Source organism: Mycolicibacter kumamotonensis, assembly GCF_002086285.1.
In the GTDB taxonomy this organism is placed as follows: domain Bacteria; phylum Actinomycetota; class Actinomycetes; order Mycobacteriales; family Mycobacteriaceae; genus Mycobacterium; species Mycobacterium kumamotonense.
Window position 1 is genome coordinate 1 of sequence record NZ_MVHU01000015.1, and the last position, 23,723, is coordinate 23,723.

At 68.2% G+C, this 23,723-nt stretch carries 22 protein-coding genes and 3 pseudogenes; 7 read left to right on the forward strand and 18 right to left on the reverse strand.

All coding sequences use genetic code 11. From position 1 onward, the window contains the following. Positions 1 to 78 precede the first annotated feature (78 nt). The 4 genes and pseudogenes from BST28_RS11610 to BST28_RS11625 all read right to left on the reverse strand — a co-directional run. Positions 79 to 905 (reverse strand): annotated as a pseudogene (locus BST28_RS11610) (IS3 family transposase); the annotation flags it as partial. A gap of 62 nt (positions 906 to 967) precedes the next feature. Beyond that, positions 968 to 1,324 (reverse strand): annotated as a pseudogene (locus tag BST28_RS11615) (alcohol dehydrogenase); the annotation flags it as partial. Positions 1,325 to 1,602: 278 nt separating this feature from the next. Then, positions 1,603 to 2,322 carry a creatininase family protein gene (locus BST28_RS11620; RefSeq protein WP_033711100.1) on the reverse strand — a complete coding sequence of 240 codons (720 nt, stop codon included), beginning with the start codon at positions 2,320 to 2,322 and terminating at the stop codon, positions 1,603 to 1,605. Then, entirely contained in the window at positions 2,319 to 3,521 is a 1,203-nt protein-coding gene (locus BST28_RS11625) for a hypothetical protein (RefSeq protein WP_033711110.1), read from the reverse strand. Before BST28_RS11625 ends, BST28_RS11620 begins: the two co-directional genes overlap by 4 nt. Before the next feature lie 164 nt (positions 3,522 to 3,685). Between BST28_RS11625 and BST28_RS11630 the strand changes: the two genes are divergently transcribed. The 4 genes from BST28_RS11630 (at position 3,686) to BST28_RS24070 (ending at position 7,280) form a co-directional block, all read left to right on the forward strand. Continuing rightward, positions 3,686 to 4,021, forward strand: a complete 336-nt coding sequence (locus BST28_RS11630; RefSeq protein ID WP_033711101.1) for an SCO3933 family regulatory protein — start codon at positions 3,686 to 3,688, stop codon at positions 4,019 to 4,021. A gap of 48 nt (positions 4,022 to 4,069) precedes the next feature. Continuing rightward, positions 4,070 to 5,470, forward strand: coding sequence for an FtsK/SpoIIIE domain-containing protein (locus BST28_RS11635; protein WP_083081132.1), 1,401 nt, complete (start codon positions 4,070 to 4,072; stop codon positions 5,468 to 5,470). A gap of 80 nt (positions 5,471 to 5,550) precedes the next feature. Then, positions 5,551 to 7,107: a replication initiator gene (locus BST28_RS11640; RefSeq protein WP_225520766.1), complete on the forward strand. Its 1,557-nt coding sequence runs from the start codon at positions 5,551 to 5,553 to the stop codon at positions 7,105 to 7,107. Continuing rightward, positions 7,107 to 7,280, forward strand: a complete 174-nt coding sequence (locus BST28_RS24070) for a hypothetical protein (protein ID WP_162936197.1) — start codon at positions 7,107 to 7,109, stop codon at positions 7,278 to 7,280. Before BST28_RS11640 ends, BST28_RS24070 begins: the two co-directional genes overlap by 1 nt. 218 nt (positions 7,281 to 7,498) lie before the next feature. On the opposite strand, the gene BST28_RS24745 is transcribed toward BST28_RS24070, so the two are convergent. The 5 genes and pseudogenes from BST28_RS24745 to BST28_RS11660 all read right to left on the reverse strand — a co-directional run bounded on the left by BST28_RS24745 (position 7,499) and on the right by BST28_RS11660 (position 12,130). After that, positions 7,499 to 8,938, reverse strand: a complete 1,440-nt coding sequence (locus tag BST28_RS24745; protein ID WP_079626715.1) for a recombinase family protein — start codon at positions 8,936 to 8,938, stop codon at positions 7,499 to 7,501. 180 nt (positions 8,939 to 9,118) lie between these two features. After that, a pseudogene (locus tag BST28_RS24750) lies at positions 9,119 to 9,928 on the reverse strand (lipase maturation factor family protein); the annotation flags it as partial. A gap of 48 nt (positions 9,929 to 9,976) precedes the next feature. Then, a complete protein-coding gene (locus BST28_RS11650) occupies positions 9,977 to 11,251 on the reverse strand; it encodes a competence/damage-inducible protein A (protein WP_083081136.1) in 1,275 nt (424 codons plus the stop codon). 24 nt (positions 11,252 to 11,275) lie between these two features. After that, positions 11,276 to 11,755, reverse strand: coding sequence for a hypothetical protein (locus tag BST28_RS11655; protein WP_165758078.1), 480 nt, complete (start codon positions 11,753 to 11,755; stop codon positions 11,276 to 11,278). 129 nt (positions 11,756 to 11,884) lie between these two features. After that, entirely contained in the window at positions 11,885 to 12,130 is a 246-nt protein-coding gene (locus BST28_RS11660; protein WP_065287343.1) for a hypothetical protein, read from the reverse strand. A gap of 111 nt (positions 12,131 to 12,241) precedes the next feature. Here BST28_RS11660 and BST28_RS11665 point away from each other — a divergent pair, with 111 nt between their 5' ends. Together BST28_RS11665 and BST28_RS11670 are read left to right on the forward strand one after the other, a co-directional pair. Next, positions 12,242 to 13,033, forward strand: a complete 792-nt coding sequence (locus tag BST28_RS11665; protein WP_083081140.1) for an HAD family hydrolase — start codon at positions 12,242 to 12,244, stop codon at positions 13,031 to 13,033. A gap of 155 nt (positions 13,034 to 13,188) precedes the next feature. Next, complete coding sequence (locus BST28_RS11670) at positions 13,189 to 14,319, forward strand: nitronate monooxygenase (protein WP_019735362.1); 1,131 nt, start codon at positions 13,189 to 13,191, stop codon at positions 14,317 to 14,319. 13 nt (positions 14,320 to 14,332) lie between these two features. Here BST28_RS11670 and BST28_RS11675 read toward each other — a convergent pair whose 3' ends face one another. The 8 genes from BST28_RS11675 to BST28_RS11710 form a co-directional block, all read right to left on the reverse strand. After that, complete coding sequence (locus BST28_RS11675) at positions 14,333 to 14,782, reverse strand: hypothetical protein (protein ID WP_065287341.1); 450 nt, start codon at positions 14,780 to 14,782, stop codon at positions 14,333 to 14,335. Then, complete coding sequence (locus tag BST28_RS11680; RefSeq protein ID WP_083081142.1) at positions 14,782 to 16,065, reverse strand: DUF58 domain-containing protein; 1,284 nt, start codon at positions 16,063 to 16,065, stop codon at positions 14,782 to 14,784. The genes BST28_RS11675 and BST28_RS11680 overlap by 1 nt, the downstream gene beginning before the upstream one ends. Next, on the reverse strand, positions 16,062 to 17,066 hold the full coding sequence (locus tag BST28_RS11685) for an AAA family ATPase (protein ID WP_413784767.1): 1,005 nt from the start codon (positions 17,064 to 17,066) through the stop codon (positions 16,062 to 16,064). Before BST28_RS11685 ends, BST28_RS11680 begins: the two co-directional genes overlap by 4 nt. Further along, positions 17,063 to 17,551, reverse strand: coding sequence for a hypothetical protein (locus BST28_RS11690; protein ID WP_083081144.1), 489 nt, complete (start codon positions 17,549 to 17,551; stop codon positions 17,063 to 17,065). The genes BST28_RS11685 and BST28_RS11690 overlap by 4 nt, the downstream gene beginning before the upstream one ends. Continuing rightward, positions 17,548 to 18,543 carry a DUF4129 domain-containing protein gene (locus tag BST28_RS11695; RefSeq protein ID WP_065287338.1) on the reverse strand — a complete coding sequence of 332 codons (996 nt, stop codon included), beginning with the start codon at positions 18,541 to 18,543 and terminating at the stop codon, positions 17,548 to 17,550. The genes BST28_RS11690 and BST28_RS11695 overlap by 4 nt, the downstream gene beginning before the upstream one ends. Positions 18,544 to 18,630: 87 nt before the next feature. Then, on the reverse strand, positions 18,631 to 19,650 hold the full coding sequence (gene gnd / locus BST28_RS11700; RefSeq protein WP_065287337.1) for a phosphogluconate dehydrogenase (NAD(+)-dependent, decarboxylating): 1,020 nt from the start codon (positions 19,648 to 19,650) through the stop codon (positions 18,631 to 18,633). Positions 19,651 to 19,663: 13 nt separating this feature from the next. Further along, positions 19,664 to 21,079 carry a glucose-6-phosphate dehydrogenase gene (locus BST28_RS11705; protein WP_043337254.1) on the reverse strand — a complete coding sequence of 472 codons (1,416 nt, stop codon included), beginning with the start codon at positions 21,077 to 21,079 and terminating at the stop codon, positions 19,664 to 19,666. 103 nt (positions 21,080 to 21,182) lie between these two features. Continuing rightward, complete coding sequence (locus BST28_RS11710) at positions 21,183 to 21,605, reverse strand: hypothetical protein (protein WP_019737859.1); 423 nt, start codon at positions 21,603 to 21,605, stop codon at positions 21,183 to 21,185. Between the two features lie 142 nt (positions 21,606 to 21,747). Here BST28_RS11710 and BST28_RS11715 point away from each other — a divergent pair, with 142 nt between their 5' ends. Beyond that, positions 21,748 to 22,320 (forward strand): YceI family protein, encoded by a 573-nt coding sequence (locus tag BST28_RS11715; RefSeq protein WP_029248697.1) that lies wholly within the window; start codon positions 21,748 to 21,750, stop codon positions 22,318 to 22,320. A gap of 1 nt (position 22,321) precedes the next feature. Here BST28_RS11715 and BST28_RS11720 read toward each other — a convergent pair whose 3' ends face one another. Next, on the reverse strand, positions 22,322 to 23,404 hold the full coding sequence (locus tag BST28_RS11720; RefSeq protein ID WP_083081148.1) for a DUF7159 family protein: 1,083 nt from the start codon (positions 23,402 to 23,404) through the stop codon (positions 22,322 to 22,324). Positions 23,405 to 23,723: the final 319 nt, after the last annotated feature.

Consider the following 23,723-nt stretch of genomic DNA (forward strand, 5'->3'; position numbering starts at 1 on the left):
GAAGATCATCCTCGGGAAGGTGCGCCCTTTCCTACGCCACCTCACCGAGGCTCATCCACAGGTTCTGATCATTGCTCCATAGTGCGGCACTCCGTGCACCAGAGCGAGGCGGTCCAGAACGTCGACCACGCCGTCGGCGTCGATGGAGCGGTTGACCTCGATGGCCAGGGCTTCGCGGGTGAACTCATCGATGACGTTGAGCATCTTCAGTGTGCGACCGTCGGCGGTGGTGTCGAACTGGAAGTCCATCGCCCAGATCACGTTCGGGCGGATCGGTGACATCGCGCCTACGGCGACCCCGATGCCGGTCAACCGCTTCTTGCGGCGACGCTGGGGTACCCGCAGACCCTCCTCGCGCCACAGCCGGCGGATGCGCTTGTTGTTGACCTGCCAGCCCGCCCGGCGGGCCATCTTGGCAGCGCGGCGCCATCCCCACCGCGGCCGATCGGTGGAGAACCGGCGCAGCCAGGAACGTAGTTCGGCTTCCTCGGTGGTCATCGGCGGCGGTGTCAGACGCATCGTGGATCGGTGGATGCCCACCACGGTGCAGGCCCGGCGTTCAGACACCCCGAACCGCTCACGCAGCATGGTCGCTGCGCGGCGTTTGCGGTTCGGGGTCAGAAGTTTCCCGACCCAATCTCCTTGAGCATGTCGATGTCGAGGGCCTGGTTGGCGACCAGCTTCTTGAGACGGGCATTCTCGGCCTCGAGCTCCTTGAGCCGCTTGGCGTCGTTGGACTTCATGCCGCCGTACTGGGCCAACCAGCGATGCCACGTCGATTCCGCGATCTCCAAATGCCGGCACACCTCGGCCAGCTCCTGACCCGAGGCGAGCAGCTTGTTGCCCTCAGCGAGTTTGCGGATGATCTGATCCGGCGTGTGCCGCCGACGCTTGTTCGATGCCATGTCGTTGGTGATTCTTCCTGCCCAAACACTCCGGGCAACAGAGTCCCATAACGACTGGACCACTACGACGGGCTCACCTCACGGCCTGATCGCATGTCGGCGTAGCCCTCGTTGATCTGATCGAGGGTGTACTCACGGGTGATCAGCTCGTCGAGTTTGAGTTGTCCGGAGTTGTAGAGTTCGACCAGCCGCGGGATGTCGTGGGCGGCGTTCGACGAGCCGTACAGCGCGCCGCGGATCTGCTTTTCATACAGCGTCAACTCCAGCAGTGAACCCGATATCGAGGTCTCTTCGGGGTGCCCGATCGCGGTAACGACCACACGGCCGCGTTTACCGACCAAAGACAGCGCCTCGCCGATGTAGGACCCCTCGGCGACATCGGTGGTCAACATGCACACATCAGCGAGCTTGATAGCAGTAAAGAAAGTCCTCACGCGCGAGGTCAGGGCATGTGTCCCACGGTGGCCGGCGGTCTGGCCCGGCTCTGGTCGCCGCGCGAGAGGCGCAAACGCCGTTGGCCTGGCGGCGGCAGGCGCGAACACGGCCGGTGTTCTCACTGGGTGGTGGGCGCTGGTCTGGTGCTCGGCGGCGGACGCAGGGCGCAGTGGAGCGACCGGCGCGGACGGGAGCGCCAGCGGACGGAAGCGAAGGGAGCGCAGCGAAGCCCGGAAGGTAGCCGCCGAGCTGTCGCTTGTGCTCAACGTGTGGTGAGGAGTTCGATCAGGGTGTCGGCGTTGCGGCCGAGGTGGTCGAGGGCACTGCTGCCCTTGGCGGCGGTGGCCTGGGATGGTGAGCCGATGACGCCGGTGGGCGTGTAGGCGTGGATGCCGAGGCTGGTGAGGTAGCGGCGGTCGTTGGCGGTGTGGTCGCTGGTCTGCCAGCCGTCGCGCAGGTAGTCGGGGTGGGTGGCGAGCAGGATGGAGGTTTCCAGTTCGCCGGCGTGCATGTCGTCGTGGTTGCTGCTGTGGATTCCTGCGGCGGCGCGGGCCTCGGTCCAGTCTTCGCGGCTGGGGTAGAGCCCAACCTTGACGGGGTTCTTGGGGTGGTTGGCTTGTTGGACGACGTTGGTCAGTACCGCGTTGCCGCCGTGGCCGTTGACGACGATCAGCCCGGCGGTGTTCTGGCGTGCCAGCGACTCGATGGTGTCAGCGACGATCGCGGCCAAGGTGGTGGCGCTGATGCTGATGGTGCCGGGGTAGGCGGCGTGTTCGTGGGAGCAGCCGAACGCGACCGGTGGTAGCTGAAATACGTTGTGGTGCCGACTGATTGCGGATGCGATGGCAGTGGCGATGAGGGTGTCGGTGCCCAGCGGAAGGTAGGGGCCGTGTTGTTCGAATGAGCCGACCGGCAGCACCGCGACCGTGTGGGTGGCCGCGGGGTCGGTGGTGGTGGTGTCGGGGATGACTCGACGGCTCACGGGGTGACTCCTTGGGTGGCGTTTTTGATGCGGCCGGCGAGCTGTTGCAGGATCGGGTCTTTGTTTCGCCGTCGACGGTCTCGCACGATTGTGCCTGCCCTGGCCAGATGAATCCTGGCTCGCTGCGAGGGCGCGGCCAGGTAGCCCGGGATCGCTGTGGCGGTCAGTGCCAGTGCTTGCTGGTATTCGCCGGTGGCGATGTAGGCGTGCAGGAGTCGCATATCGGCCACGGTCTGATCGCGGTGCTGCTGTGATGTCCAGGCGTGATGGTGCCCGGCGAGCAGGGTTAGGGCTTTATCCGGGTCACCGATGCGCAGGTAGCCGGAGGCGATCTCGCTGGCGACGTAGGCGCCGTGGGCGTAGATCGCATGATCATGCGGGTGGGGTTGCAGGTCACCGAGTTCGAGGGCTGCGGCGGCGTGGCGATGAAATCCCCGCTCATTGTGATTGGCCAGCTCGGCAAGGGCCTGTTGGCGGGCGATGCTGGCGGCCAGGCGACCCACGTCGTGGCCGTCGATGAGGTCGGCGGCATCGGTGGCCAAGGCGGTGGCCAGGTCGGGGTTGGTGCGGGTGAGAATGTTGGATTGGCGCATCAAGATCATGGCGTTGAATGCCGGGCCGGCCGTACGTAGGTGCAGGGCTGCGGTGTGGGTGAGCTTCTCCGCGGCGGCGTGATCTCCGAGGTCTTGGGCGATCCACCCGGCAACTTCGGCGATAGCCCCAGCGGCGCGCCGCATCTCTGCCTTGACCTGCGAGGGTGCGTGGGCAATCAGGGATTCGATGGTGACCAGATCGGATTCCACCAGGGGGCGGGCGTGTTGGGGGCCGAAGGTGTGCTCAGCTTGGATGTGGGCATGTTGCTGGGCCTGGATGACGGCGAGTACGTCACGGTCGACGGGTAGTTGTATCAGCAGCGGGTGCGGCAGCTCGGAGGCGATCGGCACGCTGAACATTTCGTCGGGTTCGACGCCGAACACCGCGGCCAGGTCTTCACGCCACACCGGGCCGAGCATTCCGGTCCGCTCGATCTGGGCGATTTTTTGCCGCAGGGATTCCCGCGCGGGCAGGTCGGGATCGCCGCGTAGCTTGCGCACGTTTTCGACCTCGATCGCCAACTCACGCAAGCTGTAGCCGTAGCGTTTGCGGGCTTGGCTGAGCCGCTGCGCATTGAGTGCCCGGATCGGGTCGACTGCGGCCATGGCTTCGATCATGCCGCATACATCAGCGCAGGTCAGCTACGTGTGCGCGTGTGCGGTCATCACCAGTATCACTGCCTGTCACTTCCGGGCGCATCCGGGATGGCGCTGTCCTTGAGTCGCGGCCGAACAGACCGCGCCAACACCGCAAGGAAGGACAGCAATCCATGAAGTTACGTATCGACACCACCGGGGTGACGTTCCTCTGTACTCGGATTCCCGAGCAGCGCACCAATTTCGACACCGGTGCACCGCGCGTGGACAAGGCCACCGGGCAGGCGTTGTGGCAGGTGCAGCTGATCGCCCTGGACGCCACCGGCGGTGAAGTGCTGGCGGTCACCGTGGTCGGGGAACCGAAAGTCGTTGTCGGCCAACCGGTGTCTGTGACGGGTCTGGTGGCGTTGCCGTGGTCGCAAGACGGCCGCTCGGGCATCGCCTACCGGGCCGAAGCCATCACCGCCACCGACCCCGCCACCGTCAAGACGGGCCAGCAGGCCCGGTAACCGCAGGCCGGCCCCTTCTTTCCCCGTCGCAAGTGAAGGCAGACCGTCATGTCGAATAGTCCAAACCGTAAGAACCACAACAACAATCCATCACCCGATGATGACTGGATCGGCGAGCTGATCGTCGGACTACTCAAAGCCGGCGGGTATCTGCTGTGGTGGGCAATCCTGTTTCCCGCCCTGAGCATTCCCACCGTCGTCGCCATCTGGGTCGGTTTCAGTCACGGCGCCCGAGCCGGCGTTTTGACCGCCGTTGTCGAGGCCGCGGCATACCTCGGCTGGTGGGTGTGCCAGCCGTCCTCATTCACCCGGTGGGTCAGCGCTCCGCTGCGGCAGCGTTTCTGGGCGTGGTGGCGTTATCACCGCAACTGGGAATCGGTCTGCGCCCTGCACGGCCTGACCGCTAAACTGGGTGAACGCACGTTGGTGCCTGCCCTGCAATCGGTGCGGATCGGCCATCACGCCGACGTGCTGATCGTCAAGGTGGTGACCGGCCAGTCGATTGCCGACTGGCAGAAACGCGCTCCCGCACTGGCGGCGACCTGGGACGCGGAGCGGTTGACGATCCGCGCCACCACGCCGGGCCAGCTGCGGATCATCATCGGCCGCGGGGATGTGCTCGGCCAGCCGATCGCGGTGCCCATGCCAACCCCGGGTTCGGCGGTCGATCTGGGCGCGGTGCGGGTCGGGGTCACCGAATCACGGCGCTGGTGGCACCTACCGGTATTGGGCCAGCACATCCTGGCCGCCGGTGCCACCGGAGCCGGCAAAGGCTCGGTCCTGTGGTCGCTGGTCGCCGGGCTGGCACCCCACGTTAAAACGGGGCGGGTGCGGTTGTGGGTGATCGACCCCAAAGGCGGCATGGAACTCGGTGCCGGCGCGCCGCTGTTCACCCGGTTCTGCTACCACACCGGTCAGCCCACCGTGGAACTGCTGCGCGAGCTGGTGGAGCTGATGCAGACCCGCGCCACCCGGCTGCGCGGGCACACCCGCCTGCATACCCCCACCCTTTCTGAGCCGTTGATCGTGCTGATCATTGATGAGATCGCCGCGCTGACCGCCTACGTCACCGACCGCAAACTCCGCGCCGAGACAGAACAACTCCTCGGCCTGCTGTTGTCCCAGGGGCGTGCGGTCGGGATATCGGTGGTAGCCGCGGTGCAAGACCCGGCCAAAGACACCCTGCCGGTACGCCAATTGTTCACCGTGCGCATCGGGCTACGCATGACCGAGGCCACCCAAACCGCCATGGTCTTGGGCCAAGGAGCCCGCGATGCCGGCGCCGAATGCGACCTGATCGCTGATACCACCCCCGGCATCGGGTACGTGATGATTGACGGCACCGCCGAACCGATACGGGTCCGGGCCTTTCACGTCACCGATCGCGATATCACCTTGTTGGCCCGCACCTTTCGGGCACCGCGTTCAGGCGAACAGGGAAATCGGTGAAGACCGTAACGACGCAGAGCCCGGTGATCGTGCTGCCGGGCCTGCCGGCCACCATCGATGCCGATGCGGTGGTCACTCAGATGTGCCGGCGCGCTTCCTCACCCGGTTTCGGGTCGTGGTGGCGGCGAGTGGAATCGGTCGGTTACTGCGCCCACCCGATCCAGCTGCTCGGTGCCGACACCGCCGGGCGTCAGCATATGGTGTGGACGCGCTGCAACAACCGCCGCGCGTCGGTGTGCCCGTCATGCTCAGACCTCTACGCCCGCGACACCTGGCAACTCGTGCATGCCGGAGCCGCCGGCGGCCACCACGACATACCCGTCGAGGTCGCCAACCGTCCGCAAGTGTTCACCACCCTGACCGCCCCCAGTTACGGGGCCGTGCACAACGCCACCGGCACACCCTGCCACCCCCGCAATGGTGCCAGCTCAGCCACCCGGTGCTTGCGCGGAAATCATTTGTGGTGCAACATAATCCACAGTGTCGATGACCCTATGGTGGGCCAACCATTGTGCCGGGACTGCTACGACTACCTCGGGCATGTCTTGTTCACCTGGCATCTGCCCGAGCTGTGGCGGCGCTTCACCATCGCACTACGACGCGCCGTGGCGACGCACCTGAAAACAGTTGGCGTCAAGCCCGGCTCGGTGCGGATCAGCTTCGTCAAAGTCGTTGAATTGCAAGCCCGCGCCATCCCCCACATCCACGCCCTGATCCGCCTCGACCCACCGCCCGCCGCCAACGACACCACGAAATCAGGTGACCACGATCGTCACGGCCCCGCCGCCCCGCGGGGTGGTGGGGAGTCCCGTCCGGTAGCCGAGCAGCATCCCGGCTGGTCGTCACCGATCACCGCCGCCGAGCTGGCCGCCTTGATCCAACACGCTGCCGGTCGCATCAGTATCGACGTGCCCGCCGGCGACGACGATTACCCCAACCAGGGCGGGGTGCGCACGGTGCGGTTCGGCACCCAAATTGATACCCAACCATTGACACCCGAAACGCCAATAACCGCAAGCGATTCCGAAGTCGACGACACCGCGCGCATGACGACATCGCGGCTTTGGCCGCGTCGGGTCGCGGCATATCTGGCGAAATACGTCACCAAATCCCTGCACGACTTCGGCATCACCGCGCGCCGGCTGTCCGCCGAGGCGATCAGCGAGCTGGCCGTCAGCGAGCATGTGCGGGCCATCCTGTCCACCATCGCCGGACTCGCCGAACACCCAGCCTCCGCAGGTCCGTCGTTGGCGGGGATCGGGCGCTGGCTGCACACCCTGGGCTACCGCGGCCATATCACCACCAAATCGCGGCACTACTCGACCACCATGGGTGCCCTGCGCGCCGCCCGCGCCACCTGGACCCGTAACCAGATAGCCAAACATTCAGGGCAACAAGACGATACGCAATCCGCCCATTCCGCTGACGACGTGACGGCGAGCACAGGCAGGCGGCAGCAACCGATCGACACCGATGAGATGCTGTGGGAGTTCGACCGCGCCGGACACGCCAGCGCGGGGGACCACGTCCTGGTCATCTCCGCAGCCTTGCGCCACATCGGTGCCCGTATCACCGGTATCACCGAATCCCGGACTGTCTCCACCCGCATCCCGCCGCCACCACGCGGGGCAGGGTGATGACCACGACAACCCCGCCAGCGGCCGGCAACAACCACGATGCCGGCGCGGTCCCGCTGCACGAGCGCCCGGAGTTCATAGCCTGGCTGACCGCCTCATGTGAACGCCAGAACTTGGCGGTTACCGTCACCGACCCCACCACCCTGGCCGCCATCGCAACCCTACTGCGCTAAGCACGCAAAGGCACCGTACCGTCACCGGCCAACCGGATAGACGACGAAAGCCGTTTCAACACAACCGTTCCCCTGGCGATAAGAGCATGTCTGGTGTCTGGGCTGCTGGGCTGTCTAGGCTCGAAGCTGGCTTCGACCGCGTGCGGCGTGGCCTTGACAGGCCACAAGCCCAGACCCCCACTCGGCGCTCGCCAGGGAACATCCGCGACGCCGAAAACCTAGATACGCCAATGGGGTTGCACGCGGTTAATGTCCAGACTGCGCGAACCCGGGGTGCCCGGTGCGATCACCGCGTGATCCAGGATCGATTTAACGATGCTCCGCTGGCGTTCCACATCGAGGTCGGGCCACCGGACGCGCAACGCCCCGCCGGTGCCCGCCAACTCATAGACCTCACTGGTATCGGTGGCCTCAGCGATGTCACGCCTGGCCTGCTGGATGCGGCTGGTGATCGGGTCACGGGCCGCGATCCACTCCCGCGCGCTGATCGCGCCGTCGGCATACAACCCGGCCAGCTCATCGAGGCGCGTTTGATCCGCCTCCACGGCCGCCGCCAACGCCGCCACATCATGATTAGGACTGGCTTTGCCGGCCAACACCTTCGCCAGATCCCGAGAGTCCAGGCGGGTCAACACCGCATCAGTCAACAACGCCTCGACCGGTTCGGCGACCACCGTCAACCGGCCACAGCCACCATGATCAGGGCCTTTCAAACACACATAGCGGCGCACCCGATGACCGGGATTACTGTGCCGGGCTTGCGAATACAGCCGATTGCCGCAGCGCCCGCACCGCAGCATCCCCGACAACACATACGTGCGTGCCGCCCGCGTCTTGGTCACCGCACGCGCCGCGATACGCGCTAAGATCCGGTCCCGCTCCGCCGGCGTAATGATCGCCGGCCACTTGGCGGGGCCGATCACCTCACCACGATGCTCCCGCAGACCCGCGATACGACCCGAGCACAGGATCTGGCGCACCGCCGAGGTCTGCCACGACTTGGCCACCGCCGGGGAAACGCCGGAGTCGTTGAGCCACACCGTCAACGACAACAACGACTGGCCCGCCAGGTAGCGGTCCACCATCTCACGCACCACCGCCGCCTCCGAGTTCCGCAGCGTGATCTTGTCGTCCTCGTAGCCGAACGGGCGCACCGAGCCGTGCGGTAGTCCTTGTTCGGCGTTCTGCAACATCTTGCGGCGAATACGTGCGGACTTCCTGCCCGACTCCTTGGCGGCGAACGCCGCGAAAATCCGCGCCATAAACAACCCGTCATCATTGCCCAGATCGATGTCAGCGGTCACCGTCGCCACATCGCGAACCCCCACCGACTCACACAGCGCGACGAACTCCTCCAACTCCACCGGACGCCGATGCAGCCGATCCAAGTTGTAAACGATCACCGCATCGCAGGCACCCGAGCCCAGGTCAGCCAGCATCCGGGCGTACTCCCGGCGGGGCTTGCCGGAAAACGCGGACACATCGTTGTCGACGTACTCGGCTCCGACCGGCCAACCTCGGTCAGCGGCCAACTTGCGGCAATCCTCCAACTGCCGCGCCACCCCCAACCCGGTACCCTCCACATCGGCCGAAATCCGGGCATAGATCGCCGCCGACCCCACGCCAATACGCTGACCAGCAGTTTTCGCTTTCGCCATAGCAGGTAGTTTAGCAACATATGTGCTTCGCTGGTTGCGTGACGCCATGTTGCGCACCGGCCAGTAGCTGAGTACCACCACCATCACCGCGAAGGCGATCACCAGGACGTCGAACCACACCGGGGCGGCGGGCATCGCCGGGGCCTGCAGCCCGGGAAACAGTCCGGTGAGCCAGGACTGGTCGATCGCGCTGGCGGCCAAAACGATCGTCACCCAGTTCAGCCAAGCGAAATTGCCGGAGGCCACCAACCACAACTGGGTGACGATGATGATCGTCGCCGCCACCCCGGCGACCGGCTGCGGGGCGAACAGTCCGAACGGCACCACGAGTTGGGCGACGTGGTTGCCGGCGGCTTCCACGCGGTGCAGCGGTCGGGGCAGGTGGTGGAAGAACCAGCTCAGCGGTCCGGGCATCGGCTGGGTCTCGTGGTGGTAGTACAGGCAGGTCAGGTCGCGCCAGCAGGAATCGCCGCGCAGCTTGATCAGCCCGGCCCCGAACTCGATCCGGAACAGCAACCACCGGGCCAGCCACATCGCCAGCACCGGCGGCGCAACCCGATCGTTGCCCAAAAACACCGCCAGCAACCCGCTCTCGAGCAGGATCGACTCCCAGCCGAACGCGTACCAGGTCTGGCCGACGTTGACGATCGACAGATACATCGCCCACAACAGCAGCCAGACCGCCATGACAGCCCACAACGGCATCAGTTCGCCGGCGCCGACCACCAGGGCGGCCGCCAGCACCGCACCCAGCCAGCAGTTGGCGGCGAAGAACCGATCGGAGTAGTACAGCTGAAAGATGCTGGGTGTCACCCAAAATGGCCGTCGGCGCAGATACCGCGGCACCGGCAGCATGCCGTGCTCACCGATGAGTGCACGGAACTGCCGTGCGGCGGCGACGAACGCGACGGCGTAGATGGCCGCGATCCCGCGTTCCAGCACCAACCGGCCCAGCCAGTAACCGGATTCGCCAGACCACGCCGTGTTCACATCCGCAACTCCTCGGTGAGATGTTCATACCACCGGTTGCGGCCGTAATCAGGCGGTTGACAATGCGCGGTGCAGCAGATGCATGGCCACCGTGGTCGACCGTTCGCGGACGTCGGCCCGCTCCCCCGGCAGCCGGGTGGTCCGAGTCAGTAGCCGGCCGTCCCCGAGCGCTACACAGAAGCAGACCGTGCCCACCGGCTTGTCCGGTGTTCCGCCCCCGGGGCCGGCGATTCCGGTGATCGCCACCGCCGTATCGGCCGCGAATCGGCGCAGCGCGCCGGCGGCCATCGCCTCGGCCACCGGTTCGGAGACCGCGCCGTGCTCGGCGATCAGTGCCGCGTCGACGCCGAGTAGGTCCACCTTCGCATCGTTGGAGTAGGACACCACCCCGCCGGCAAGGTAATCCGAGGCCCCGGGCGGGTCGGCCAGCCGCCCTGCCAGCAGTCCGGCGGTGCAGGATTCCGCGGTCGCGATCCGCCGGCCGGCCAACTGGGCCGCCACCAGATCGTCGATACCCGAACCGTCTTCGGAGAAGATCGCCCGGCCGTGCCGCTCACGCAGCAGCGTGAGCAGTTGCCCGTAGGTGGCGGCGTCGTCGGGCTCGTAACGGGTGACGATCTCGAGCTCACCGCGGCGCAGGCAGGTGGTGATCTCCAGTCGCAGGAAGTCGGGAATGGCCGCTTGGGCGTGTCGCAGCGTGTCGGCCAGGCCGGACTCGGGCAACCCGAACATCCGCACGGTCTGCTGTTCGTAGCGGGTGCGGCCGGCGATCGCCTGCTGCACGTCGGTGGTGGCGATCGCCTTGTGCCACATCGGTTGTAACTCGCGTGGCGGCCCGGGCAACACCACCACCGTCGGAGCGCCGGGCACCACCACGCCGGGTGCGGTACCCACCGGATCGAGCACCGTCGCGCCGGCCGGAACCATCGCCTGCTTGCGGTTGGCCGCTCGCACGGTCGCGAAATCGGGGGCGCCCGGCCCGGTGAAGCGCGCCATCATCGGTTTGATGATCTCGGCGATCCGTTCTTCCAGGGCGGTGTCGAGCACGACGTCGCGCCCGCAGAACCGGGCGACGGTGTCGACCGTCAGGTCATCAGCCGTCGGTCCCAGACCGCCGCTGGTGATGATCAGGTCGACACCCTCGCCGGCCAGGAACCGCAGCTGGGCCTCGATGTCACGGGGCCGGTCACCGCAGATCGTGATGTGCGCCAACTCGACTCCCAGTTCCAGGAGCCGGTCGGCCAGCCACGGCCCATTGCGATCGGCGATCCGTCCGGTGAGTACCTCGGTACCGGTGACCACGATTCCTGCGCGTGCGCTCACCGGTCCGAGGTTACGGCCTCACCGTCAGGGCAAGCCGGGAATCAGCATGACCTCCATCGGAGCCACCGGGGCCGACGGCGCGAACGCACCCGGAACAACCGCGGTCGGTGTCGGCGTCGAGGGGCCGAAGTTCGGCATCGGGAACGGCAGCACCGAAGTCAGATTGGCGGGAAACCCGGCCAGTCCGGGCAGACCGGTGGCCTGGGTGGCCGGCGTCAGGCCGCTCGAGGCCGGCGGAACGTTGAAGGTGGCGGTGGCGATCGGTGACTGCGCCGGTGCAGCGGCCGGGGCGACCGAGGTTCCGCTCAGCGCCGAGGTGGTGGTCTGCAGCAACTGCTGCGGAATGGTGGTCGAGGACGCAACCACCTGCTCGACGACTCCGGGCAGCCCCGGGTTGATCGGCACCGCGTCGGCGCCGGCGGCTGCACTGGACGCCAGCGCCGTCAGGAACAATCCCGCGGCGGCGCCGGCCGCGACAGTAAGGCAAGTACGGATACGTGACATGGCTTCTTCCCCATCCCGATACCAACAAGGTCGAGACCGAAGTTAGCCGTGTGAAAAATGTTGCCTGTGTGACACGAGGGGCGGTTATCCAACCGTTGCGAACCGGAGGCGTCGCGGTGATCCGCCGCTCTACCGGGCCAACCAGCTCTGGATCTTCGCCAGTTCAGGGGTGTAGGCCAGCAGAATCGAGTCTTCGTAGTGGGCTCCGCCGTTGACGGTGTCGCTGTCGCGCCACATCGCGTGGACGTGGGAGGCCCCGCGGCGGTAGATATCGACACGCTCCCGCTGCGTGCGCTGCCAACCGAGCTGCGCGGCCTGCTCGGACAGGGTTTGCCGCACATCGGTCGCGGTGGTCTCGCTGGTCTCTTTGGTCATTGCGCCGGCCTCTTTCGCTAGGCCAAACACGCTATCAGCTGCCGGTTTCGCGCCTGTTCGTGCGGCGCGTGGTGGCCCGAGCAGGCGGCAGCGGACGTAACATCGACGCCGATGACCGCATCACCGCGCGATCTGATCGCCGAGATCGGCAACACTGAACCGGGAGCCCGGATCGGGGCGTTCTTCGATCTGGACGGCACGCTGGTGTCCGGGTTCACCGCTACCGCGCATGCCGGCGACCGGATCCGCCGGCGCCAGGCCCGGGCCGGTGAGGTGCTCGGCGTCGTCGAAGCCGCCGTGCGATATCGCTTGGGCCGGATGCAATTCGAGCGACTGTTGGTGCGCGCGGCGGGCTACCTGCGCGGCGAGTCCATCACCGAACTCGACGAGGTCGGCGAGCGACTGTTCGCCGAGCACATCACCAGCCGGGTCTACCCGCACATGCAGGAAGTCGTGGCTGCCCATCAGCAGCAGGGCCACACCGTCGTGCTGAGTTCCTCGGCGCTGACCATCCACGCCGAACCGGTCGCCCGCCACCTGGGTATTCCGCAGGTGCTGTGCAACCGGTTCGAACTCGACGAGCGGGGCCTGCTGACCGGAGGCATCGCCAAGCCGGTGGTGTGGGGGCCCCAGAAGGCGGCGGTGGTGCAGCGGTTCTGTGCGGACAACCGCATCGACCTCGCCCAGAGCTTCTTCTACGCCGACGGCGATGAGGACGCCGCGCTGATGTCGCTGGTGGGCCGGCCGCGGCCGGTCAATCCGCGCCCCGGACTGGCGGCGCTGGCGGCCGAGCACGGCTGGCCGGTGCTGCATGTCACCGGTTCCCGCCGCACGAACGGCCGGTCCCTGCGTCGCGCCGCCGGTTTCGGGGTGGCGGTGCTGCGTGCCGTCGCCACACCCTGAGCGGGACCCGGAACCACCCCTGAGCCGGGACACGATTGGCGGTAGTGTGGCGGCCACGAGGCCCAGTGGTGGCCGACTGGCCTCACCGAGCCGAGTCTGGTACTAAATTAGAACACGTTCCACTTCAATCCCGCCGCCCTTTGAAGGAGTAGGTCATGCACACTCCCCTCTGCGACGAACTCGGCATCGAGTTCCCGATCTTTGCGTTCACCCACTGTCGCGACGTGGTCGTCGCGGTGAGCAAAGCCGGCGGTTTCGGGGTGCTGGGCGCGGTCGGGTTCACTCCCGAGCAGCTGGAGATCGAGCTGAACTGGATCGACGAGAACATCGGGGACCACCCCTACGGCGTCGACATCGTCATCCCCAACAAGTACGAGGGCATGGACTCCGGGCAGTCCGCCGAGGAGCTCGCCGAATCACTGCGCAAGCTGGTGCCCCAGGAGCACCTCGACTTCGGTAAGAAGCTGCTGGCCGACCACGGCGTTCCGGTGGAAGGCGCCGACGAGGACAGCCTGCAACTGCTCGGCTGGACCGAGGCGACCGCCACCCCGCAGGTCGAGGTGGCCCTGCAGCACCCCAAGGTGACGATGATCGCCAACGCGCTGGGGACTCCCCCGGCCGACATGATCAAGCACATCCACGAGGCCGGCCGTAAGGTCGCCGCGTTGTGCGGCTCGGCCTCGCAGGCGAAGAAGCACGCCGCAGCGGGGGTGGACATCATCATCGCTCAGGGCGGCGAGGCCGGCGGCCACTGCGGCGAGGTCGGCTCGATCGTGTTGTGGCCCGAGGTCGTCAAGGCGGTGGCACCGGTTCCGGTGCTGGCCGCCGGTGGTATCGGCAGCGGTCAGCAGATCGCCGCGGCCCTGGCGCTGGGCACCCAGGGCGCGTGGACCGGTTCGCAGTGGCTGATGGTCGAGGAATCCTCCAACACCGAGGCCCAGCACGAGGCCTACATCAAAGCGACCAGCCGCGACACCGTTCGCAGCCGCTCGTTCACCGGAAAGCCGGCCCGGATGTTGCGCAACGACTGGACCGAGGCGTGGGAGGCGCCCGAGAACCCCAAGCCGCTGGGCATGCCGCTGCAATACATGGTCTCGGGCATGGCGGTGCGGGCCACGAACAAGTACCCCAACGAGAGCGTCGACGTGGCGTTCAACCCGGTGGGTCAGGTCGTCGGCCAGTTCACCAAGGTGGAGAAGACCGCGACGGTCATGCAGCGCTGGGTGCAGGAGTACCTAGAGGCCACCGGCCGACTGGACGAGATCAACGCCGCGGCCTCGGTCTGACGCTGCGTTGGCGCTACGCCAGGTACGGCCGCAGCGCCAGCACATAGCAGCCCAGGGCGGCCGGCGCTGCCGCCAGCGGTAACCACGGCAGCTGCAGTGGGAAGCTCGCCGCCACCACACCGACCACGCTGAATCCGGCCGCGCCCAGCAGCGCCGGCCCGGTCACCGTGGTGGCGCCGTCGGCGGCGTGCCGCAACAGCAGGTGGCCGACCGCGGCCAGCCCGGCCACCGCCGCCGAAACCGTCGGCGCGTCGGCGAACCCGATCACGGCGACGGCGAGCAGCACTGCAGCCGTCGCCGCGGGTCGCCACCAGAGGCCGGCGAGCACCGCGCCGGCCGCGAGCAGCGCCCCGCCCGCGGCAATACCGGACGCTCCGGAGCCGGCGGCCGCGGCCATCGCCAGCCCGCACGCAGCGGACAGCGCCAACGGCAGACTCCGGGCGGGGTGGGCTGAATGCTTCATCACCGCACCGCCGTTGGACGATGACGCTGGGTCACCAGCAGCATCGCCTGCTCCAGCGCCTGCTGCTGCGACCACGATGCGACGTCGACACCGACGCTGGCCATGTCCCGGTACATGGCGGTGCGCTGCAGCGTCCAGATCCGCGCCACCAGCGGATCGGGGTCCTCCTCGAACGGGGGGCCTGCCAGCACGTCCACCGCCAACACCACGTGCCCGCGCTTGCGCAGATCGGTCAGTGCGAGCGCGAACTCGGTGTCCAGCAGGGTCGAGAACGCGATGATCAGGGCACCCGGCGGCACCGCCGCCCGCGGTGCGAGTGTTCCGGTGGTGGTCTCGAAACCGTCGCCGGCGCCCAGAACCGCATCGACGATGCGAAAGAACTGGCGCTGCCCGATATCCGCGCCGACCCAGCGCGGGTGCCGACCACCGAGCGTGACGATCCCGGCCCGGTCCCCGTTGCGCAATGCGGTCTGCACCACTTGCGCCGCGCCCAGCACCGACCGTTCGGTCGCGGCCGTCGCGGGTCCGCGCGGTTGCGGGTAGGCGTCGATGAGCACCACCACGTCGGCGGCCCGGTCGGTCAGCCGCTCGGTCACGTGCAGGCTCCCCCGCCGCGCGCTGACCCGCCAGTTCACCGAGCGCATCGCGTCACCGGGTACATAGGGCCGGATGTCGGCGTATTCCACGCCGCGACCCGGATGCCGGGTCAGGTGGGTCCCCACGCGGTCGAGCAGTTCGCTGTGCGGGATCGGCGTGGGCTGCGGGGGCGCCGGCGGGAACACCGCGACCTCGGCGACTTCGACGGTGGCGGTCCCGACCAGCAGCCCGCCCCGCCCCACCGCCGTGACGGTGGCCCCGATCGGGTAGCGGCCCCAGCGTCGGGCGTTGGCCGTCACCGACGTCCGGCGCCCCGGTGTGACGGCCTCGGCCGCGCTGTCGAGTTCGATCGCCGGATGCGCCGACACCTGCAGGTCCATCACTGTCGCCTCGCCCGCCAATGCTTCGGCCCGGATCGTCAACTCGACCGGCTCGCATTCGAAGCAACGTTGCGCCGCGGGGTCCGCGTGCACCCGGACCTTCGGCACGGGGGGCTGCCAGCCCAGTGAGCACAGCACGCCGAGCAGCGGCGCGGCGAAGGCGATCACCTGCCAGCGTGACCCGCCCACCGCAACCACCAGGGCCAGCGCTGCGCCGGACGCCAGCGCGCGCGCCAATGGTGAGGCCCGCCAGAGCAACTCGATGTCGACGTCGAAGACCTCTCGGAAGGGCCGGTCGTGCGTCATGGCGGCGTCGCGTCCGGCGCCGGTGCGGGCGCGGCCTGGGTCCGAGGCACCGGCAGACGACGCAGCAGCTCGTCCACCACGTCCGCACCCTGGATACGTCGCACCCACATCTCGGGCCGCAGCGTGATCCGGTGCGCGATAGCCGAAGTGGCCAGCGCTTTGACATCCTCCGGGATCACGTAGTCGCGGCCGAGCAGCAGCGCACGGGCCCGGGCGAGCTGGATGAGGTCGAGTTCTGATCGTGGACTGGCGCCCACGGCCACCTGCGGATGGTGCCGGGTTCCGTTCGCCAGCGACACCACGTAGCGCAGCACGTCGTCGTGAACGCTGACCTGTTCCACCGATTCCCGCATCGCGATCACGTCGCCGGCGTCGATCACCTGGCGCACCGTGGGCAGCGCCGCGCCTCGATCGAGTCGCCGGCGCAGCATGGCCGCTTCGCCGGGTTCCGAGAGGTAGCCCAGGCGCAGCCGGATCGCGAACCGGTCCAGCTGCGCCTCCGGCAGCGGGTAGGTGCCCTCGTACTCGATCGGGTTGTCGGTGGCCAGCACGATGAAAGGCGAAGGCAGCCGATGGGTTTGGCCGTCAATGCTGACCTGGCCTTCGGCCATCGCCTCCAGCAACGCAGCCTGCGTCTTGGGCGGGGTCCGATTGATCTCGTCGGCCAGCACCAGATTGGTGAAGATCGGCCCGCGCCGGAACTCGAATCGGCCCGAGGCCATGTCGTAGATGGTCGTGCCGAGCAGATCTGCCGGGAGCAGATCCGGGGTGAACTGCACCCGGGTGAAGTCCAGGCCGAGCGCGGCGGCGAACGACCGCGCAATCAACGTCTTGCCCAGGCCCGGAAGGTCTTCGATGAGCACGTGACCACCGGCGAGCACTGTGGTCAGGATGAGCGTGAGGGCGGCCCGTTTGCCCACCACGGCCCGCTCGATCTCGTCGAGCACCGCGGTGCACCGCTCGGCGGTGGTCGCCGCCGCACCCGACAGCCCCGCGCTCATCGCTGCTCCAGTCGGTAGAGGATCTCCTCCAGCACAGCCCGTCCCGGGCCGGGCCCACGGTCTCCGGCGGGCGCGACGTTGCCGGGGTCCACCCAGGGCCACAGCTCGTCACCGAAGAGCATCACCCCGGTGGCGTCGAATGCCGCGGGGTTCTTCCCCCGCCGCTGACCACTGGAGACCTCGAACCGACGCGCCAGGATCGGCCGCCAGCGCCGGTCCCAGTCCGCTCTGGTCGATTCCGCCCAGCGGATTCTGGCCTCAGTGCCCGACAGCCATCGCCGCAACGACTCGCCCGCCTCATCGGTGACTGGCGGCCCCGCAGACGATCCGGCGCCGCCCGTGGTCAGCAGCCGCCGGATGCCGACCAGGGGCACGGCGACAGCGAAACTCGCGGCCCACAACAGGAGCTCAGGACGGTGGGCGAACAACACCGCCAGCTGCACCGCAAACACCAGCAGAAAACCTTGCAGCGCAAGAATTTTCATATTCCACCCCGCAACTCGTCGAGGACCAGCCGCAGTACCGCGACCGCGTCGGAACGGTGTCGCTCGGTCATCAGGTGCGGGCTGAACCGGGCCTCGGTGAACAGCTCCACCAGCCGGGACGCGTTTTCCGCCGGCAGCGCATGGTGCTCGACGGCGCGGGCCAGCACTTCGGTGGGGGTGTCGAACTCCCGCGGCGCGGCATCGGGAACATCGGCGAGATGGCGTTCCATGACCGCGTAGCAGGCGATGATCGCCTCCCGCGGCCCGCGACTTGGGTCGACGATCCTGCTCAGGCCGAGTTCTGCTGCCCGCGCCAGGGTTTCGCCCGGACTGGGAGCGCGCACCGCTGCCGCCGGTACCCCGGCTTCCGGCGACCCGGCTCGGCGGGCCCGCGCCAGGACGACCGCCGCGGCGACCAACACCAGCAAGACTGCGGCCGCCACCAGCAGGTAACCGAACACCTCGCCTCGGGCACCGTCCGGCAGCGGATGCAACGGCGCCGGAGCCGGCGTTTCCGGGGCGTTCGGCGATGCGGGCACCTCACCGCGCTGGCCGAAGAATCCGGCCGGAATCGCGAATCGGTGGGCCCGGCCCCATCTTGCCAGCACCACGACCGCCAAAAGCCAAACCGCCACGGCGGCCAAACCGATCAGCAGTACCCGCCATGCCGGCCTCCCCCGATGGGCACCCGCTGTCGCAGAAAGTGTTCCCATGCTGCCGGGGACAGCGCGCCGGTGGCGCGCCCGCTGCACGACCGCGACCGCGACGGCGCCGACGCACACCGCGAGCAGTGCGGCCAGGATGATCGGTTCCAGCGGGCCCGGTGCGGCCGGCCGCCGCGCCACGTGCTCGCCGCCGGGCAGATCTCCGCGCGTCGCCGCGCCGGCGACGAGCAGCAGCATGATCAGCGAGACCACCGGCCCGGTCTTCCGGCCGGCAGCTGCCACGACCGGAACAGCGCTGGTCTGAGTCACTCGCCGTCGCTGCGGCATTCCCAATACTGGCACGCCAGGACGGTGAGCGGCCAGAATCAGCGCATCGGGCTGCGGTGTGCCGATGCGCCGGCGAGTGCGGTCAGCTCACGCAGACTTCTCGTCGTGCCCGCCGAACTGCTTGCGCATCGCCGAGAGCACCTTCGCGCCGAACTCGAACAGCTGACGCGAGGCGAAGCGGGCATACAGCGCCGTGGTGAGCACCGGTGCGGGCACCCCTTCGTCGATCGCGGCGATCACCGTCCAGCGGCCCTCCCCGGAATCGGAGACCCGCCCGGCGAATTCCTCCAGCGCCGGGGATTTCTGCAGTGCGCTGGCGGTCAGATCCAGCAGCCAGGAGCCGATCACACTGCCCCGCCGCCAGACCTCGGTCACTTCCGGGATGTCGATGTCGTACTGATAGAACTCGGGGTGGTTCAGCGGTGCGGTCTCGGCGTCGCCCTGCTGATCGGTCTTGCCGATGTTGGCGTGGTGCAGGATGTTCAGCCCCTCGGCAATCGAGGCCATCATCCCGTATTCGATGCCGTTGTGGACCATCTTCACGAAGTGGCCCGCCCCCGACGGGCCGCAGTGCAGATAGCCGTTTTCGGACTGGGAGATCTCACCGTCGCGTCCCGGGGTGCGCGGGGCGGCATCGACCCCCGGTGCGATGGTGGCGAAAATCGGCTCGGCGTGGTCGAATGCGTCACGTTCGCCGCCGATCATCAGGCAGTAGCCGCGCTCGCGGCCCCACACGCCGCCGCTGGTTCCGCAGTCTAATAGGCGAATACCTTTGTCTGCCAATAGTTTTGCATGTTTGATGTCATCGCGGTAGTAGGAGTTGCCGCCGTCGATCACGATGTCGCCGGCCGACAGTGTGCCGGCGAGCTCTTCGATGACCCCGGTGGTGATTGAACCGGCCGGCACCATCACCCACACCACGCGCGGAGCGGGTAATTTCGCCGCCAGCTCGGCCAGCGAGGACACCCCGGTGGTGTTGGCCTCGGCCGCCAATGCTGCTACCGCGTCGGGGTTGTGGTCATACACCACGCATTCGTGGCCGTCGGCGACCAGCCGCCGAACGAGATTGGCGCCCATCCGGCCCAGGCCGATCATCCCCAGTCGCATGTCTTTTCCTCCCTCAGTGTGACCGGCCGCCCGGCGGCAGCCAGGGCTCCTGCCAGCTTCGATGGCCGCGGACCAGCTCGCTCGCAGCCTCGGGTCCCCACGAGCCGCGCTGGTAGGCGTGGATCGGCCCCGGGTGTTCGAGCAGCGGCGCCACGATTCGCCAGGTCTCCTCGATGCTGTCCTCCCGCGCGAACAGCCGCCTGTCGCCGGTCATCGCGGCGTACAGCAGCCGCTCATAGGGCCGGATCGGGTCCCCCAGGTCCTCGGCGAAGGAGGAGTCCAAATGCACATCGCGCCAGGTTCGGGTGTCCTGGTCGTCCTGGGCCACCAGCTGCAACCGCAGACCCGGATCGGGATCGATGCGCAACACGATCTGATTGCGTTGCGCCCGTTCGCGGTGCGGCATGAACGCCAGCGCCGGCACTCGCCGGGTGAACAGCCGCACCTCGGTGACGCGTTCGGGCAGTGCCTTGCCGGCCCGCAGAAAGATCGGCACCCCCGCCCAGCGCCAGTTGTCGATCTCGAGGCGCAGCGCGACGAAGGTCTCGGTCTGTGACCCGTCGGCCACCCCGGCGACATCGGTGTACCCGCGGTACTGGCCCCGCACGTAGTGTGCGGGGTCGGCTGCCGGGATCGCCTTGAACACCTCGGCCTTCTTGTCGTTGAGGTCGTCGTCACCGGGCCCGACCGGGGGCTCCATCGCGACCAGCGCCAGTACCTGCAGCAGATGGTTCTGCACCACGTCGCGCAACGCGCCGACGGCGTCGTAGAAGCTACCGCGGTCCTCGACGCCGAAGTCCTCGGCCATGGTGATGTGGATCTCGGCGATGCTGCGCCGGTCCCACAGCTCGGCGAGCGTGGTGTTGGCGAATCGCAGGCACTCGAGGTCGGCGACGGGTTGCTTGCCCAAAAAGTGATCCACCCGCAGGATCTGGTCCTCCCGTAGCACCGCACGCAGCCGGGTGTTGAGATCGCGCGCGGAGGCCAGGTCGTGGCCGAACGGCTTCTCCACCGCCACCCGGGAGTGCGTCAGCAGCCCGGCCCGGCCGAGGTTCTCCACGATCGGAGCGAACAGCGAGGGCGGCATCTCCAGGTAGTACAGGCACCGCCGATCGGTCCCGACCCGCTCGGCGAGCTGTTTGTAGAGTGCGGCCTCGGTGACGTCGCCGTGCAGGTAGGACAGCCGCTTGGCCAGCCGGCCGAACACCGCCTCGTCGAACGGCTCGCCGGTGTCCCGGATCGCCTCGCCGGCCCGCTTGATCAGCTCCTCGGCCGTGATGTCGTCGCCGGCCACGCCCAGGATGGCACCGCCCAGCAGCTTGCGGCGTTCCAGGCGGTACAGCGCGCGGAACGTCATCTTGCGGGCCAGGTCTCCGGTTATCCCGAAGATCACCAACAGTTCCGACGTTGCCTCATCGCGTCCGCCCAAGCCCTGCACCTCCTGCGTGTAGCTACCCCGCCCGAAGCTAATGCAACCGCCTGGACGAATGCTGTCCGTCGACGCTGCGGGGCGGGCTCACCTCACGCGGCGGTTAGCCGACCTGGGCGATCCCGGGCGGGAAGTACGGTCCGATGCCGCCGGTGTAGATGCCCGGCTGCCAGCCTTGCGCGCCCAGGCACAACAGCGGCAGACCGTCCGGCGACTGTGCGGCCGACTGCGGGTTCGGGCACGGTGACCCGATGTCCTGCACCCCGTAGAGGGGGTAGGAGATCTGCCAGAAACCGGTGTCCTTGGGCGGCCACTGGTTGGCGATGAAATGGCATGCCAGCGCCTGACCGTTGGGGCCGTGACCGTAGATGAAGCGCTCCCAACTGAAGCAGGCATCACCCTGCCGGGCGCCTTCGGCCATGCCCGGTACGTCACCGGGATAGGCAGCGGCGACCGGTGCCACGCTCACGGCGGCCGCCCCCACGGCACCGGCGAGGAAAGCAGCTGCAGCTAGTTCACGAATCATTCTTCGCCCTTAGTCTTCTCGATCCTGGCCAGCAGGAGGCCCCGCGGGAAGCCTAACGGGTGGCCGCGGCGCCTCACCGCGAATCCGCCGAATGCCGTCGCCGGCGCGGCCGCCCGCCGGCCACGCCGCTAGAGTGCCGCAGATGGCCGGGACGCGGGGGCGGTGCGACGCATCGCACGGACAGCTCCGGCTCGGCACCGACGTGTCCGGGCGAGCGGCGAAGATGGGTCATCGGCTCACGATCGCCATGGAGCGCTGGCAGGCGGTGGTGTCGTGGTCCGGCACGCGACCCGCCGCCGTGGCGCTGACGGTCGAGGTGGATTCGCTGCAGGTGCTGCGCGGCGACGGCGGACTGACCCCGCTGACCGCCCCGGAGAAGTCACTGATCCGCACCAATGCGCGCAACTGCCTCGACGCCGGCCGGCATGGCCAGATCCGCTTCGAGGCCGCCGACATCGAAGCCACCGACCACGGCTATCGGCTGGCCGGGACCCTGCAGATCCGCGGCCGGACCAAGCCGCACGTCGTCGAGGTGCGGGTGACTGAGCTCGGGCAGCCGGGCGGTTCCTGGCGGCTGGACGCCGACACCGTGGTGCGCCACAGCGACTTCGGCGTACGGCGCTATTCGATGCTGATGGGCGCCATGCAGGTCGCCGACGAGGTGAGAGTGTCTTTCACGGCGACCGTCTCGGACGACGAGATCCGCGGAGCCTGACTCAGCGGCCGGGCAGTCGTGGAAGACGCTCGCGGAACCGGTCCAATAATGACCGGCCGCTCGGCGGGGGTGCCGGCGGCTCCGGGGCCACGGCCGGCCCGTCCCACAGCGAACCGAACTCCACCGGCTCCTCCGGCAGTTCGGCCGGAGGGCCCGGGGCGGCCGGCGGCGGTGCGGGTGCGGCGGGCGGGGCAGCGGGCACCGCGACACGAGCCACCGTCATATGTTCGGGCGCCCGCACATCCGGGACATCCCGGCCCGGGCCCAGCTGCAGGCTCAGCGCGGCCGACAGGGAGGCCACAAAGGTCACCGCTCCCCCGGCCAGCATCGTCAGGGCCCCCGCGTACGCCAGCGGCATCGAGCGGCGCGCTGCGCCCCCGATCAGCGGCCCGTCCGGGGCCCCGGCCAGGTCGGCGTGCGGTGCCAGGGCCAGCGCCGCACCACGCGCCAACGCCTGCTGGGCTCCGGCCTGAACGAAGACCGGTACCGAAAGCTTGGACTCCAGGCGGCGCCCGAGCCGGTCCATGCCGCGCATCGAGCCGGCCATCATCAGCACCTCGGGCCTGCGGCGGCGCGCGCCGAAGGCATCGGCCAGCCAGCCGATCACGTCATCGGTGCCACCGATCGGGCATGCGGTGACGATCGGATCCTCATCGCCGCCGCCGCCGTCGTAGAGCACCAGCGTCGCCAAGCCGGGCTCGATGACACAGACCGCGGGCCGTTCACCACTCCGTCCGATACCACTGGTCAGCGAGGCGGCGGCCTGACTGAACCGCACCGGCACCACGTTGTCGAACCCGGCGTCGGCCAGCGATTCCAGCAGCAGCGCCGCCCCGACGGCCGCCTCATCGCTCCAGGTCACGCCCACGCCGTGCAGCCGGTCGCCACGGGAGGTCAGTGCCGCGCGAGCCCGGGCGGCCACTGCCGAGGCCGACGCCGCCATGCTCACCGCATCCAACCCGGCGTCACCGCGGGTGATACCGAACTCGTCACCGGAAACCGTCGGGCAGCCATCGGCCCGTCCCTCGGCCATGACCCAGCCGACCGTCGTCGGCGTCATCGCCAGCCCCAGTACCGTGTCCAAAATCGCGCGCCCCAATCGTCCTGATCTGCGATGTCACCGCGTCGGCGGGAGAGCCTGCGCCTCACCCGGGGTGGGGCCCGGCGGGCACCGGAACGGACCGGGGACAGCCCAGGACAGTGTGGTCTTGTCGGCTTACCGGAGGCGAGCCTACGCGCGTGCGACCGTTGTGCCTAACCGGGTCCAGCACCTAAATCAGGTATGCTATGTCGCTAGTCGGATCCCCGAGACGGCCGCGGAGTTGCGGATGGCGGCCGTTGTTGCATGTTGAGGGCCCGGCGCGGAGGTGGCGTGCTTTGCGTCGCGATCGGCAGATTAGCTA